The organism is Paenibacillus suaedae (assembly GCF_032337355.1).
Taxonomy (GTDB): domain Bacteria; phylum Bacillota; class Bacilli; order Paenibacillales; family Paenibacillaceae; genus Paenibacillus_B; species Paenibacillus_B suaedae.
In genome coordinates this window covers 442,390-456,879 of the sequence record NZ_JAVYAA010000001.1, presented here as the reverse complement: position 1 = coordinate 456,879, position 14,490 = coordinate 442,390, and the positions used below count along the sequence as shown (strand labels likewise).

14 protein-coding genes are annotated in these 14,490 nt (G+C 43.7%); all 14 read right to left on the bottom strand.

Features of this window, described 5'->3' with window-relative positions:
- Positions 1 to 14: 14 nt before the first annotated feature.
- The 14 genes from RQP50_RS02045 to RQP50_RS01980 all read right to left on the bottom strand — a co-directional run bounded on the left by RQP50_RS02045 (position 15) and on the right by RQP50_RS01980 (position 14,245).
- A complete protein-coding gene (locus RQP50_RS02045) occupies positions 15 to 437 on the bottom strand; it encodes a hypothetical protein (RefSeq protein WP_021256327.1) in 423 nt (140 codons plus the stop codon).
- A 443-nt stretch (positions 438 to 880) separates the two neighbouring features.
- Entirely contained in the window at positions 881 to 1,381 is a 501-nt protein-coding gene (locus tag RQP50_RS02040; RefSeq protein ID WP_315742839.1) for a hypothetical protein, read from the bottom strand.
- A gap of 122 nt (positions 1,382 to 1,503) precedes the next feature.
- A complete protein-coding gene (locus RQP50_RS02035) occupies positions 1,504 to 2,259 on the bottom strand; it encodes a hypothetical protein (protein ID WP_315742837.1) in 756 nt (251 codons plus the stop codon).
- Between the two features lie 114 nt (positions 2,260 to 2,373).
- Positions 2,374 to 3,117, bottom strand: coding sequence for a hypothetical protein (locus tag RQP50_RS02030; RefSeq protein ID WP_315742835.1), 744 nt, complete (start codon positions 3,115 to 3,117; stop codon positions 2,374 to 2,376).
- A 101-nt stretch (positions 3,118 to 3,218) separates the two neighbouring features.
- Positions 3,219 to 4,331 carry a hypothetical protein gene (locus RQP50_RS02025; RefSeq protein ID WP_315742833.1) on the bottom strand — a complete coding sequence of 371 codons (1,113 nt, stop codon included), beginning with the start codon at positions 4,329 to 4,331 and terminating at the stop codon, positions 3,219 to 3,221.
- A 146-nt stretch (positions 4,332 to 4,477) separates the two neighbouring features.
- Positions 4,478 to 5,950, bottom strand: a complete 1,473-nt coding sequence (locus RQP50_RS02020; RefSeq protein ID WP_072727331.1) for an MDR family MFS transporter — start codon at positions 5,948 to 5,950, stop codon at positions 4,478 to 4,480.
- Positions 5,951 to 6,162: 212 nt separating this feature from the next.
- The gene (locus RQP50_RS02015) at positions 6,163 to 7,029 is read right to left on the bottom strand and encodes a hypothetical protein (RefSeq protein ID WP_315742831.1); all 867 of its coding nucleotides are present in this window, start codon (positions 7,027 to 7,029) and stop codon (positions 6,163 to 6,165) included.
- Positions 7,030 to 7,288: 259 nt separating this feature from the next.
- Positions 7,289 to 8,758, bottom strand: coding sequence for a hypothetical protein (locus RQP50_RS02010; protein ID WP_315742829.1), 1,470 nt, complete (start codon positions 8,756 to 8,758; stop codon positions 7,289 to 7,291).
- A gap of 128 nt (positions 8,759 to 8,886) precedes the next feature.
- Positions 8,887 to 9,447, bottom strand: a complete 561-nt coding sequence (locus tag RQP50_RS02005) for an RNA polymerase sigma factor (RefSeq protein WP_072727334.1) — start codon at positions 9,445 to 9,447, stop codon at positions 8,887 to 8,889.
- 300 nt (positions 9,448 to 9,747) lie between these two features.
- Positions 9,748 to 10,443, bottom strand: a complete 696-nt coding sequence (locus RQP50_RS02000) for an ABC transporter permease (RefSeq protein WP_072727335.1) — start codon at positions 10,441 to 10,443, stop codon at positions 9,748 to 9,750.
- A 13-nt stretch (positions 10,444 to 10,456) separates the two neighbouring features.
- A complete protein-coding gene (locus RQP50_RS01995; RefSeq protein WP_072727336.1) occupies positions 10,457 to 11,362 on the bottom strand; it encodes a glycine betaine ABC transporter substrate-binding protein in 906 nt (301 codons plus the stop codon).
- A 209-nt stretch (positions 11,363 to 11,571) separates the two neighbouring features.
- Positions 11,572 to 12,231, bottom strand: coding sequence for an ABC transporter permease (locus tag RQP50_RS01990; RefSeq protein ID WP_028531715.1), 660 nt, complete (start codon positions 12,229 to 12,231; stop codon positions 11,572 to 11,574).
- Between the two features lie 6 nt (positions 12,232 to 12,237).
- Complete coding sequence (locus RQP50_RS01985) at positions 12,238 to 13,401, bottom strand: ABC transporter ATP-binding protein (RefSeq protein ID WP_021256340.1); 1,164 nt, start codon at positions 13,399 to 13,401, stop codon at positions 12,238 to 12,240.
- Between the two features lie 328 nt (positions 13,402 to 13,729).
- Positions 13,730 to 14,245, bottom strand: coding sequence for a DUF2179 domain-containing protein (locus tag RQP50_RS01980; RefSeq protein WP_021256341.1), 516 nt, complete (start codon positions 14,243 to 14,245; stop codon positions 13,730 to 13,732).
- Positions 14,246 to 14,490: the final 245 nt, after the last annotated feature.

Below are 14,490 nucleotides of genomic sequence, written 5' to 3'. Positions count from 1 at the left end.
ACCCCTCACCCATATCACTCATACGTAATCATCTCCGCAATATCGCACCATCTGTCATATTCCAAGGCCTCGCTACCTTTAAAAGTCTTATCGCACTCTAAAATTAATTCTTTTATAAAGAGCAGCATTTCTTTACGCTCTGTATTTTGCTCTATAATAAAATTCTCATTTAACAATAGAAAATACTCACCCTGGAAGCCTTCTCGATCAGGCACATCATACATTTGCTGACCGTTCGATTCGATAATAACAGGCTCACCGTTGCTGTCCAGCTTAGCGAACTCGCGAATCAATTCCGCATGCTCTTCCTGAATTAGCTTATGGCGCTCCATTAAGACTTTCACGAATCTGGTTCGCATTCGCGATTTCTGTCCTGTTAGTCCAAAGCTCATCAAAAAGGTAATTAAAGGCTCAACCTCTGCATTTTTTAGTTCCATTTGAAATTTCTCCTTTTATTTAGTTTGACGTTCAATATAATCAAGCGGATTAGAACGGATTTTTCGCTCCTTCAACAAATACAAGAAGAAGGACGACATCGAACTTAATCTTCGTTGAATTCTTCGTTCATTATTTCCTAGCTCCACGATGCAAAACGAAATAAAATCCTCAATTAGCGATATCATTCTGTCGATCCCATTCTCGGCATTCAAACATTTCAATATATCCTCTTCTGCCACAATCCCTCTTTCAACTCTGTCATGTAGATAAACCAACCATTGATTAAAATCAGATAAGTAACTTAATTGGGAGGATTCACTAAGACTTTTATATGTAAAATAACAACTCACATAATGTTTATTTTCATTCGCTACCTTTTCTAACTTCTCTTTTGTTACGTACCGTATATATTTTCTGCTAGACAACTGACTATCCCCTGTTCTTATTCCATTAGGCTTTTATCCACTAACTGTGTTTTCATTTTTTCTTTCAGTTCTTCAAATTCTTTCGCATTTGCATTGAAATTATCGATTGCACTTCGCAGGGTGCTTGACAATCTTTCGAGTTCTTTCTCCTCAAAACTCATATAAATCTGAAACAATGTTCCTGTATTAATCATGGTTTCAATGGCTTGAAGCTGCTCACTCAATGTAGAAGGAAGCTCTAATGTCGTAAAATGCTTCACCGTTAAAAACATCAAATACGGAACGATAATTTGTTCATACTTCTCCTTATCTTGCAATTTAGCTTGGTCAAGCTTATCGATCAGTTCTGTAATGCAGGAATCCATTTTGGCGGGACTAAAATATTTACAAATTTCTAAGCCAAACTGCTGAGCCTTTTCCCCAATGTCAATCGTAACGACAACCTTTTTCGTTTCGTTGAACTTCTCGTTCATTTGTGTAATCAGTTCATAATTTAAGTTTTTTACTCGCTTTGCCATTTGTGTTCACTCCTGAATCGTCAATTTATAAATAAAATGTTCATTTTATTAAAATTCGAAAAAAAAGGCGAGAAGGAGAACCCTTCTCGCCTTCGATTAGATACTTTATTTAGTCTTTGATATTAGTAACGAACAATCTTAACCATGTCTGTGCTTGCTGGATCTTTAAATACATCCAATTTCATATCGAATACGGATGGATCTCCATCAGGCTGCATAGTCAATGTAAACTCGGAACCGATTTTCGCTTTCGGAATGACGATTTGAACTTTCTCATCCTTACCTGTCGTTTCAGAACGCCATACCGTTTTACCAACGACACGATAGTAGCCGCTGAACTTATCGGACTTAATCGTAAGAACTTCTGCGTCACTCGTTGTTTGGTAAGTAAAGTATACAATAACCTTTTGACCAACTGGCAGGTCACTGGATGGAACCGTAATTTCCTTGTCCGTTACTGTGATTGATGCCGTTGGCACTTCTTTTCCTTGGCTATAGCCATCTTCAGAGAAGTAGATTTGAACAGAATCTTTATCTGCCTTTTCTTCAAGAACAATTTTCGAAATATTCGAACCGCCGTCAGTTGCCACTGCTACCACACGCTCATAAATCATCTCCGTGCGTTTCTCCAGCCCAGTGCCTGTTTGCATCGCAATGGATTTTGGATTCAACAGTGCGTCCTGGATATTAAATGTAGCTGTACGACCGAAATCCCAACCTACAAGACGGCTTCCGCCTTTACCGCCAGTGGCAAAGCTGCTTTCTGCCGTATTTTCCAGATTAGATAGCTTCAATGTATCCAAGTACAATTCTGCCTTATTCGTCAACAAATTGTAGAACATTACATCTGCTACCTCTTTAACTCCAAATCGTGCCATAATAAATCCTCTCCTTAAATAAGTTATGTTTGAGTTGCTTACATTCTAAATAGTCACTTATACGTAATGATTTATTGTTTTTTGGTTATTCTATTCTCCAATCCTATTTTCCCCTTAATTATCTCTACTTGACCAATGACGAAGCTGAACATTCTGGGCCCCTGCCAGCATTGATTGAATACTAATATCATACTGATCGATAATCTCAAGCCGCTTGAACTTCCTATACACTTGGAACACCGTTAAGTCCAGCATGTTAATTTCATTGATACTATATGATTTAGAGGTAATGGCTGCGAGGATATCAAAGAAATCTAAATCGGCGTTATCTTCATCATCTAGTCTATTTTTCCGCCGCTTTAGTTCATCTCGTTGTTTTGCCAGCTTATCCATTTGTTCTTTTAAATTTTTAGTTTCTTCATCTGCCGGATCGAACTCTTTTCCCTTTTTTTCATCAAAATGATTGATGTAATTTTGCCATTTAATTATTTCCTGAATCTCTTTATAATTCATTTTATTAATTTGACGTGTCTCTCCATCAGTCATTGTAACGATTAAGCCTACGTTTTCCTTATCCGGGTACACTTCAGCTCTGAGAAAGAAGGAAACTGACTGCAAGAGAAGATCAACAATCTCATCCCCACCTCCCAATAACAATAGCTCAAGCGTATCCATATGTTCCGGTGCCTCCTTCAGGAGATTGCTATTATCTAACGCAACCATGTTTAAATATTTCATGTATTCTGAATATCCTACATCAATAATGTCTCTTATTCTCAACGGATAGATGTCACCAAAATTCTTTGCATAAATCGGCCTTCCTCCTAATAATTTCAGTTTTAAATCAAGACTCTCCATTGTTCTTCATCTCGCTCCTATTCATATACGCAGACAATAAAATAATTAATAAGAAATAATTCTTCACAGAAATCACCATACTCCTCATATAATATAGTACTTTATTTTGCTTTTGTAGTATGACATGACTCTCTATATTTGGATTTACGACATTGTTTACAAATCGAACGAAGTCCTGATTTCGAGTTTTTCATAGGACTGAAGTATTTTGTACTCGCAATATAGCTCTGCCTGCAACAGTTGCATGTCTTATATTTTCCACGCAATATATATGTATATAGCCAATCTTCTTTACTTTGTTTATATGTTTCTACGAGCATAGATGGAATCGTATCCCTTGTCATTTTACTAAGTGCAGGTTTGGTCATTTTTAATTGATATTTTTGATTTAACCGCTCAATCATGATGTCATGTGTGCAACCTTCGATTTTCCACATGAATACATCCTTCATGTAGTTCTTCATTACGGTATGATCCATTAATTCTTCAAAATTAAGCATCACTAGCTTTAAATATCCGTGAGTATCTTCGTATGACTTCTCTTTCAACTCCGTATAGCATTCAAACAGTGTTCGAACAATCTCAATATCGTCAAATCGAATATAGGAAAGTTGGTTGTTATCTTTTTCTATTTTGCTGATTTTATTGAATCTAATGTATTGCTTAAGTTCATTTTTTACTGCAATTTCGTCCTTTTGAATGTCTGTCCGAATCCATTTTAGTTTTTTGATCTCTGTTGCTGGCATTTGCAGCCCCTTCGAATCTGTTCTCGTTTTTATGAGCTTATCAATCTGCTCAATGGTTTTACCCGTTTCTTTTAGCTCTGCATATACTAATCGATCCTCCTTAAGAACCTTTAGTTTTGGAATTTTGATAATGGAACGACTCGATTCTTTTTTTGACTCCTCGACCACAATTATTTTTTCGATGGCAGACTCACGAATTTGGTTTCGCTTTTTTCGATATGCCGTAATTGTATCGGAGGCAGCATCACTATCTTGAGTATAAAGCAAATAATTTGCTAACGATTCTAAGTCCTTCGCTACCCTGCTGCTGTCACTTAACATCCCATGTTGACCGATATGCGGGTTATATACTTCGTCAAAATAACGCACGATATCTTCATCATAATTTGAAATGATTTCTTGTACCGATTTTAAGCGAGATTTACTATCTGTTATTTCATAATCCAAATGCTCCGACATTTTCCCCATCGTCATCCACCCCTTTTTATATCATCATAATAATACTTTCTTTAGCTTTAGTAAACTATCATTTCGTACTTCTTTATAAAAAAGCAGAGCCTACTCATTTCAGTTGGCTCTGCTATCATTCTATTATTCAATTATTATGATAGATTTTAGTTTCCCTCAAAAACTGGTTTTTCCGGAGCAACTTTCCCCTGCGTCTTCCCAAGCCAATAGACGAATGGCAAGCCGATCAAGGTCATGACCATGCTGATCATGTTCACCTCATTGATACTCATCGTGAATGCTGTATTTTTCAGCAATGTCGCGTCGGCGATCACGCCATGCAGATCCCCTGCATGATGAAGCGCGCGTACAGCCAGCAAGGACGTAAACAGGCCGATAGACAAACTTGCCATCCCTTGACGCAGCCAGCTGTTGATCGAAGATCCGTACCCAGACAGCTCCCGCGGAATTGCAGACATGCCTGCATTCAAAATCGGAGTATTGGCAAGAGCAATCCCTACGTTGCGAACTGCCATCCACAGCGTAATGTAGCTGTGAGGCGTATCTACCTGCAATCGTCCCAGCTCGTACGTACCAATCACCATCAGCAGCAGACCGGTAGTGATCAGTTTCACTGGACCGAACCGTTCATACCAGCGTCCTGTGAACGGCATCACGAAAGCCATAAGCGCTGATGCAGGAAGGAGAACTAAACCTGATACAAGCGTCGAGGAACCCTGTACCCGCTGCAGAAATAACGGCGTTAATAACGCGCCCGCATACAAGCTAATGGTAATGATCGTAACGAGGATCATGCTGAAGGCAAATCGTTTATACCGGAACACTCGGAAATTCAGCAACGGATGCTCAATGCGAAGTGAGCGGCGAACAAATGCAATTAAGATAACTGTGCCGACAATGATGCAGCCAATTGTCTTCCAGGAGCCCCATCCCCAATTCGACAAATTGCCGAAGGCAAGTAGCAGTAACAGACTGCCCATTGCGACGGAGAAGAAACCAAGTTTATCGAACGTTTCTCCACTCGAAATACGATACATCGGAATGTAGCGCAGCACTGACACAATGGCAATCAATCCAATCGGCACATTCATCCAGAACAGCCAATGCCAATCCCCAACATGGACAATCAATCCGGCGAGTGTCGGCCCCACTGCGGGTGCGAGCATAGCAGACAAGCCCCACAGGCTTATCGCCATCGCTTGCCGTTCACGGGGAATCACTTGATAGACGACCGACATCGTCGTTGGCATAATAATGCCGCTGAACATCCCTTGCAGGACTCGGAAGACGATTAGGCTCCACTCGCTCCACGAGATTGCACACAATATCGAGCAAATCACAAACCCACTAAGGGCAAATACATACAACCGCTTCGTACTGAATCGGTTGCCCAAATATCCAACAGCAGGAGCAATAATCCCTGTTGCCAGCATAAATCCCGTCAATACCCATTGGATGGTTGTCAGATCGGTATTGAAATGATTCATCATGACAGGCAGCGCAATATTGACTGTATTCGTACTTAATACAGCCAAGAAGTTGCCGAAAAATATAGCGAAAATAATACTCCAAAACATACGGTTGGTCATCATAGGTTGACCTTGTTCTTCCATAGACATACATCACAGCTTTCTATAATCAATTTCTAATACGCCCGTTCATCCATGTCAAAGCTTTTAGACGACATGGCTCTCTTTCTAGTGTAATCCTCAACTCTACATTGTGTCAACATTGACATATGAAATTGAAAAAAATGTGTTATTATTTCGGCATATATAAAAAAAGAGCCGCAGCTTATATTCCCCTAAAAGCGCGACTCTGCGTCAATAATTCAATTTTTCGATGCCACCGTATGTCCAATTACATGTGCAAAATAGGCGTTATTCCGATCCATTGTTTCACGATCGATTCTCGGCAATTGCTGCAGCATTTGATGAATATCCTTACTAAATGTTCGCATATCCATCAGGTTCGCTTTATCAAATCGGCTATCTAGTTTTATAGGCAAGGCCTCTTTCTTAGCAGCATCCATTTCCTCTCGATACTTCTTCATCCAGTCCTTATTTTGCGGGATTCGCTGTGCAAACTTCATCAGAACACCAAACCAGTCGCCACCATTGATGATAGCTTCCTCCAACTGCTGATGACTTTCAGGCGCAAACCGTTTCATCAAATCCGTAATATTGACATAGTCGTCCGGGGCCCCAACTGGTTTTGGCGTGGGTTCCCTGTATGGATTTGCCCCAACTCCCGTTCCATCTGACGGATTTCGGGATAGCACAGCTATGTTATTGAGCGTACTCAGCAATTCGGAACCCTCTTTTTCGTCAAAATAATGCCGTGCAACATACTTGGCTTGGGTTAGCCCAAGTTCCTGCAAGGCGTAGCGATCGACTTCATCAGGAACAGATCCCCCAGGAGCAAGATTGGATTCTATAATCGTATAGACGGCTTTCCTGACTTCAGGGGATTTACCTTCCAATATGCGCTGCAGGGAATCATGGATATCCGCATTGCCATAGTAAGAACCAACGTGATGTTCAATAGCTCCGACAGCTAGCTGCCGTCCGGTCGGGCTAATTTCAACGGAGTCGTGCTTGACGTCATTCATTATGCCGGTAACTGTTCTCGTCTGCTTGCTCATTTGTCCGTTGCTGTCATACAGCTTCGGCGAAATTTGTACACTGTTTATTTTCATGGCCTGCCTCCCGCATGATGGAATCATCGTTTGACTTATCGTGAATTAGAGATGGTTATTTCAGGATTCTACAACCTATATCGACCTATGTCAGGCAACAATTTACATCTACTTCCAAAGTCAGTAAGAAACCATAAGCCCAAACATACAACAAAGCCCCCAATACGCTTGCAGGCGAGATTGGAGGCTTTGTGCTGCTTACTTATATTAAAGATTAAGACAAACCGGTAATCATTGCGCTTACCCTCGTCGTAAAGAACTAACCTCTTCCTCCGTACAAGCTATAAGCAAAGTGATAGATAATATCCGTTGCACTTACGCTCGGACGTTCGGACACTTGTACGTTAATGCCACTCAAGTCATAATAATGCGTAAAATTAATAGCTCCCGGTAAAAATTCGCTTATGCTGCCTGTTGAAGCCGGCAGACTTAATGTAGCCGTGAAATTCCCATTCACATCTGTATACACGGAAGCAGTGCGAGTACGATTGCCGCTTCCCTCTGTCCAATTCTCATTCAACCACAGAACATCCACCTTCGCATTAGCTACTGCATAATTATCTGAGGTGCTCACCCTGCCGTATACTGTGAGCGTATCCTTGGCACGGAAATGCTTGCCGTAGCGGTAAGTAGGATAATCATTCGGGCCTTCCTTCGAATTAAATCCGGTAATGACAATTTTATCTGCACGCAGCACCGGTCTCACCGTCAACGTATAATTGCTATTGTCGTATTGGCCAGTCGTGTAGACGCGAACATAGAACGATCCGGTTCCGATTCGTACATTTTGATCTGCCGGAGACGACAATAGCTTCATCTGATTGCCTTCATAAGCACCATACACCTCAACCTTATATCCTTTGCTTGTTGAGGCGGCATCCAGCGTGAGATTCAAAGCGTCATAATTGCGATTTTCCGGTACAGTGATAGCGAACCAATCATTATCAATAGGTGAGCTGATAGAGCGTGTGTTCAATGATGACCCAGATGTGTTTACCGTAAATCCGTAGGCGTGAAATGCATTTTCATCCGTCTCATAGGCGTCGTATTCTGAGCTGATGGCAAGTGTGACGTTAAACGGATCATTAATGCTTCCGCCCTGCTTGGCATGAACCTCGATGAGATACGCTTTATCTCCAGACGTCGTGTTTTTGGTGCCGACGTTTTCTGATAACGTGCGTGTTCCGTTGGCGTAATTATTCATATATGTTCCGTAAATCGAGTAATCGATTGGTGTCGTATTGAGATTGCCTGTCGTCATATCGAATTCATATAAATACAAATCGTAGTTCAACTGAGGAGACAATGGTGGATCCAGCTGTACCTGAAGTACGTCGCCAGGCTTCACATATATCGGATATAAATGAACCGCTTCTCCTTCCTTCGGGATAACCCCGCTATATGTGGCGGTCGTCACCGTGTTGGATGGCTCTGCCAATGTGCGCAAGGCGCTTGATTGAGGCAATATTGCCTCGGCATCATTCAAATTTATGGGAGTTATAATCGTATGTTCCAAAGTGCCGTCTAAGCCTTCCGCAGGAGCGGCTTTCATGAGTTGTGTAACAGGCTCCGCATGATCCATTGTGGCTTGCAGAGATAATTCATTCTCTTGCATGGTTGCCGGCAGCGTCTCTGAGAGTTTGTCTTCGGCTGCAGACACTACACTCATTTGAAAGACAAGCAGCAGGACGAGGCTTAGCACCGTTACGATTGAAAACTTTTTCTTCATCGTGGACTTACCCCTTTCTCGTCATTGTATGAGACCTTGTAATTGGGAGGAACGGAAGGTCTTATTACTAAAGACGCATCCACGATGATTTTTCTAACGAAAAATATCATGACATCCCGAATGCAACCTTACGACCATTTCTTTGAAAATTGCTGTCGCAGCTTATTCCGCGCTCTGGCCAGACGTTGGCTGATCACTTGCTCGGATAAGTGCAACTCCTTGGACATCTCCTTATACGATTTATTTTCAAAATAGTGCATATGAAGCAGGCCTCGGTAGTGAGACTTCAATTCCCATATCGCCTGATGCAGCAAGGAATCTCGCATTTTATTCTCTACTTCAATCGATATATCTGGTTCCGTAGAAAGTGAGGTTGGGTTCGCCATGTGAATCATGGACTCAGTTGGTTGGATATAGTGGCTTTTATTTTTGCGAAGAACATCTAACGCAGCATGGCGCGCGACTTGTTTGACCCATGATCGTATAGCGGCAGGATGCTGCACACGATGGACATTAGCCAGCACCTTCATCGAGGCTTCTTGAATGACATCCTCCGTTAAAGAGTGATCTTGAACGATGGCATAAATGTCTGCATATACAAGCTTGCGAAATTGATAATAAACATCTTCCTGCATCTCTAAATTCGCATTCTGTACATTGGAGTACAATTGAAGCAATGCTTGTCCCATTTTTGCTTTCCCCCGATCAAGTCATTGATATGGGGCGTTCTTGCTTCCGGTTGATCTGACTCGCTGCTGCTTACAAGCTCGCCCGTAAAAGCAACCCTGTTCATTTTGAGTATAACGCAAATATTCCAAAATGTAACAATAATATAAAGATATTCATGTTTTGTTCACATCCTAACTCTTCGTGCCACATCGTCCTGTCAGTTGGATCAGTCCATAAAAAGAAGCACCGATTCCCGGTGCTTCCTTCTCGATTATGCCTCGCAGCATGTAGCGTATAAATTTACTTTTCGTGCGTGTGCCTTACTTCGAAGACGCGGCACCTTGCTTGGATCCTGAATTCGAAGTCCGATGAGCGAAATTAAGCTTGCGCTGCAGCACACCGAATATGATATCAGCAACAATAGCGAGCAACGCCGCAGGGATCGCACCTGCGTACAGTCGGAGCGGGTTCTGTCCGTTCAAGCCGGAATAGATCTCTCTTCCTAGTCCGTCGCCACCAACAAGTGGAGCAATGGTGGCAACCCCGATTGCAATGACAGCCGCGATGCGAAGCCCAGAAATAACATAGGGCAGCGCAAGTGGAAATCTTACCTTGAACAGCAACTGCAAAGAGCTCATCCCGAGCCCTCGTCCGGCTTCCACGTAGCTGCCGTTCACCTGCTTCAAGCCGACATACGTATTGCGTACGATCGGGTTCAAGGAATACAATAACAAGCCAACGACCACGGTCGTCGTTCCAAGTCCAAATACGAGCATTAACAGCACAAGCAGCGCCAGACTCGGTACGACCTGCAGCATGCTTGTCACGGCCAGAATGAACTTGGCCAGCTTCTCATTCTTGGAGCAGAGCACACCGAGAGGGATACCAATCGCGAGCGCCAGAACAATGCCGCCTATCACCATCATCACGTGCGTCACAAAATACTCCCACAGCATGCCGCTGTTCCTTCCCATGTAAGACAGTAAATCTGCAATTGACCATTCGTAGTTACTCATCCATATCCCCCTTTCATTCGCCCTGCAATAGGCCGACTTGTTTCAAATAATCAACCGCAACTTCCCGTTCGCTCTTCTTCTCAATATCCACCTGATAATTGAGGTCAATCATCGTCTTCTCATCGAGCGTTCCCAGAAGCAGTCCGATCACGTCATTCAGCTCCGGATGCTTCTCCAGCACATCCTTGCGAATCACTGGCGATGCATCATAAGGCGGGAAGAACTGTTTGTCATCCTGAATTGTTGTCAGGTTGTATGCTTTCAACCGCGAATCCGTCGAATACGCAAGCACGATATCTACCTGATTGTTCGCCACCGCCTCATACACAAGGCTCATTTCCATCGGGAACTCCTTGCCGAAGGCGAAGCCGTAGGTTCGTTGAAATCCCTTGTATCCATCCGCATCGCGTTCCAGCCATGTCGTATCGACACCAAGCCGCAGCTTGTCAGCATCCTTCGCTACATCCGAAATCGCCTTATACCCCTTCTCATCCGCGAGCTTCTTCTGGATCGTGAAGGCATACGTATTTTCAAAGCCAAGCGGTTCATACCATTTGAAATCAAAATATTTATCAAAGCCCTCTTGGGCCTGCTTCAACACTTCCCCGCGATCTTTCGTTTCCTTCACAGGGAAGTGGTTGTTGAAAATCTCACCCGAATACAAGGTCGCCATCTGCACCTCGTTCTTCTTCATCGCATTAATGACAACGGGACTTGCCGCCAGATCCGGCAGCACTTTAACTTTAATATTTGTACGATCCTCAATAAGCGCCTTATACATTTCTGCAATAATCTTTGTTTCTGAAAATGTCTGGGTGCCGATGACTATCCGGTTATCGGCTCCGCACGCGGACAACAATAATGTCATCACCAGCATAAGTGCACTACCGCCAGCAGCCCATTTGTATCGCATTTTCATATGCGTGTCCTCCCTTATTCAGACGTTAGCACAGCTGTACATGAAAATTTGACAACCATCTCCCGGAATGTCGTCAGTCTACCATTTACAGCTAACTCCAAACTATCGGTAACTCTCATCTGTCTGACCGCGATTAGCAGCAGACAAACAATTAAACCAATTTCCCTAGTACATTTATCCGACTGTCCACCCCGTTCACGTACGGCAATTTATGCGGCCATGCTGCTCGTCCGTCCGAAACGGCGTGTCAGTGCTCGTTCAAGCCAGCCCAGCAATGCGTCAATGACGAATGCAAGTACGATGGCCCCAACAGCTCCCGCAACGATCAATTCCGGCTTATTTACGCCAAGACCGGATACGATGAGCTGTCCAAGACCACCTGCACCGATCAGTGCTGCAAGCGTGGCCCAACTGATAATATATACCGTCGTAATTCGTATCCCCGACATGATATAAGGAAGTGCCAAAGGGAGCTGTATGCGAAGAATGCGCTGCATCGTGTCGTACCCCATACCTCGAGCAGATTCCAGCACACCGCGGTCAACCGACTCGAAGCCATCGTACGTATTGCGCAGAATCGGCATAATGGAGTACAAGAACAAAGCAATAATCGCAGGCTTCATCCCGATCCCCATCAGCGGGATCAGAATAGCAAGCAATGCCAAGCTCGGAATCGTCTGCAACAAGTTCGCGCCGAAGAACACGATGCTGTTCACCCATTTCACGCGATTGTAGACGAGCAGGATTCCTAATGGAATTGCAACCAAGCAGCCAAGCAGCACGGAAGCTGCTGTAATCGTCAAATGTTCACGGAGTGCCGTAACGATGTCGGCACCGCGCTCCTGAAAGAATGCCCACCATTCATTCATCATCCGTTACGCCTCCTCCGCATATGCTTTGGCCAGCTTATCGACGACAGCTGGATATACCTCGGACAAGTGCTTGACGACGCTCCCCCGCGTAATGAGTCCTACAAGGGTTCCCGCATTGTCGATCACCGCTAAATTCGTCAAGCGATGATCATTCATGATGTTCAAGGCATCTGGCAGCGGCGTTCCCGCTGGTACCGAATAGCCAATTGGTTTCATGACATCCTTGACCGTCTTGCCTTCCTCGCCGTATTGATCGAGTACGTTGTAGATCGACACGATGCCTTGAAGCTTTTTGGCACGATCTACGATGAACAAGGAGTCTACCTTGCGATGCTCCATCATTTTAATCGCTTCAGCAAGACCGCGGTTCGGGAATGCCGTCGCTGGTGTTGTCACCATTACCTCATCTACAGTAGGAATCTCAATTGGTGACTCGCTCTCGAGACGCTTCTGTCCAATGAAGGTACGAACGAAATCATTCGCCGGATGCCGGAGAATCGCTTCCGGAGAGCCTGTTTGCACGACCACTCCATCTTTCATGAGTACGATGGTATCCGCGATTTTGATCGCTTCATCCATATCATGTGTAACGAAAATAATGGTCTTGTTGAAATCCTGCTGCAACCGAATCAATTCATCCTGCAATTGCTCACGACTGATCGGGTCAAGCGCACTGAACGGTTCATCCATCAGGATAACATCTGGATCTGCTGCAAAAGCGCGCGCCACACCTATACGCTGCTGCTGGCCGCCGCTCAACTCAGAAGGATACCGGTTGCGGTAAATTTCCGGATCTAGATTAACAAGACGCATCAGTTCGTCGACTCTAGGGTCGATCTTCTCTTTCTCCCACTTATTCAACCGTGGGACAACTGCAATGTTGTTCCCAATCGTCATATGGGGAAATAAACCGATATTTTGAATAACATAGCCAATGTTGCGGCGGAGTTCTACGGGGTTCTGCGACGACACGTCTTTGCCGTCAATGAGAATGGTGCCGCTGGAAGGAGTCATGAGACGATTAATCATCTTCATTGTGGTCGACTTCCCGCAGCCACTCGGTCCAATAAGAACGGTTAGCTCTCCCTTCTTGAACTCAAGATTGATGTCCTTCAACGCCTGAAAGCCATCCTCATACACCTTATTCACATGCTGGAATTGAATCATGCATCGCTCACCTCTTTTATAAGATTAGATAATATATTTCATGGTTATGAAAACGATGAAAACAACTATGTTTATTATTACATATATATTTTTTCATGTAAACTTTCATGCATTTTCCTGTTATGTAGACCTATGAAAAATCTATATATAAGTTAGACTTATAAGTATACATTAACCACTGCCACATAAGTAAAAACAACAAAAAAACCGCCCTCGCAAAAAGGACGGTTTTATTATCTTCATTAGTGTTAAGCGATATACCCAATATAGCCAATAAACAGCACTGTTAATACGTACCCAAGAAAAAAAGACAAAGGCACACTGCGACTTAACGCCGGGTCACCTTTGTCCAGAAGCCGCCATGCAGCTGTGATGGTTCAGATGTAATAATAAAAGCCTTCGGCTCCATATCGAGGATTGAAGCCTGGAGCTTATTCCGATTTTTGCGCCGTGACAGCACTTCGAGCATTAAGCGTTCGCCGTCTCGGCCGCTGCCGATCCATGTCGTTACTCCATAGCCGTGATCGCGCAAATGATTCGGAAGCTCACTGTGCGGGTTGTTGACAATTACCTTCAGTACGACATACCCAAGCGCAATTTTATCCTCGATCCATGACCCAACGAGGACACCAATTCCGTAACCAGCGGCATACACAATCAGACTAATTGGCTCGTTCAAGTACTTCAGCACCATATTCAAGCCGAGCACGTAAATAATAATTTCTACCGTACTGATCGTTGCAGCCAAGTAGCGCTGCCCCTTCAACGTCAGAATCATCCGCAGCGTAAAAAAGGAGACATATACGATTTGGATCGTGAAAATGGCAATCAGTATCGTAAGCATACACGCAAATCCTCTCTCGCCTGCTAAGCAGTTGTACAGCAGCAATGGATCATGCTTCCGATGTCCATCAGCAGTGCATCAAGCAATGCAGCACCTGTACAGTACTTATAAAGCGCATCGTAATAAATTCAGTACCCTATCAAGGAAGCTTCGAAACGCCCTTCCCATGAATTGCTCCGTACAATGTCTCGAATCATTGTATGAACAAATCAACAGCCATCGTAGCCTTATGCAAAAAAAGAAGG

What these genes read in the sequence shown, in the direction of transcription:
- RQP50_RS02045 (WP_021256327.1), bottom strand. Translation starts at nt 437, where the DNA reads ATGGAACTAAAAAATGCAGAGGTTGAGCCTTTAATTACCTTTTTGATG.
- RQP50_RS02040 (WP_315742839.1), bottom strand. Translation starts at nt 1,381, where the DNA reads ATGGCAAAGCGAGTAAAAAACTTAAATTATGAACTGATTACACAAATG.
- RQP50_RS02035 (WP_315742837.1), bottom strand. Translation starts at nt 2,259, where the DNA reads ATGGCACGATTTGGAGTTAAAGAGGTAGCAGATGTAATGTTCTACAAT.
- RQP50_RS02030 (WP_315742835.1), bottom strand. Translation starts at nt 3,117, where the DNA reads ATGGAGAGTCTTGATTTAAAACTGAAATTATTAGGAGGAAGGCCGATT.
- RQP50_RS02025 (WP_315742833.1), bottom strand. Translation starts at nt 4,331, where the DNA reads ATGGGGAAAATGTCGGAGCATTTGGATTATGAAATAACAGATAGTAAA.
- RQP50_RS02020 (WP_072727331.1), bottom strand. Translation starts at nt 5,950, where the DNA reads ATGTCTATGGAAGAACAAGGTCAACCTATGATGACCAACCGTATGTTT.
- RQP50_RS02015 (WP_315742831.1), bottom strand. Translation starts at nt 7,029, where the DNA reads ATGAAAATAAACAGTGTACAAATTTCGCCGAAGCTGTATGACAGCAAC.
- RQP50_RS02010 (WP_315742829.1), bottom strand. Translation starts at nt 8,758, where the DNA reads ATGAAGAAAAAGTTTTCAATCGTAACGGTGCTAAGCCTCGTCCTGCTG.
- RQP50_RS02005 (WP_072727334.1), bottom strand. Translation starts at nt 9,447, where the DNA reads ATGGGACAAGCATTGCTTCAATTGTACTCCAATGTACAGAATGCGAAT.
- RQP50_RS02000 (WP_072727335.1), bottom strand. Translation starts at nt 10,443, where the DNA reads ATGAGTAACTACGAATGGTCAATTGCAGATTTACTGTCTTACATGGGA.
- RQP50_RS01995 (WP_072727336.1), bottom strand. Translation starts at nt 11,362, where the DNA reads ATGAAAATGCGATACAAATGGGCTGCTGGCGGTAGTGCACTTATGCTG.
- RQP50_RS01990 (WP_028531715.1), bottom strand. Translation starts at nt 12,231, where the DNA reads ATGAATGAATGGTGGGCATTCTTTCAGGAGCGCGGTGCCGACATCGTT.
- RQP50_RS01985 (WP_021256340.1), bottom strand. Translation starts at nt 13,401, where the DNA reads ATGATTCAATTCCAGCATGTGAATAAGGTGTATGAGGATGGCTTTCAG.
- RQP50_RS01980 (WP_021256341.1), bottom strand. Translation starts at nt 14,245, where the DNA reads ATGCTTACGATACTGATTGCCATTTTCACGATCCAAATCGTATATGTC.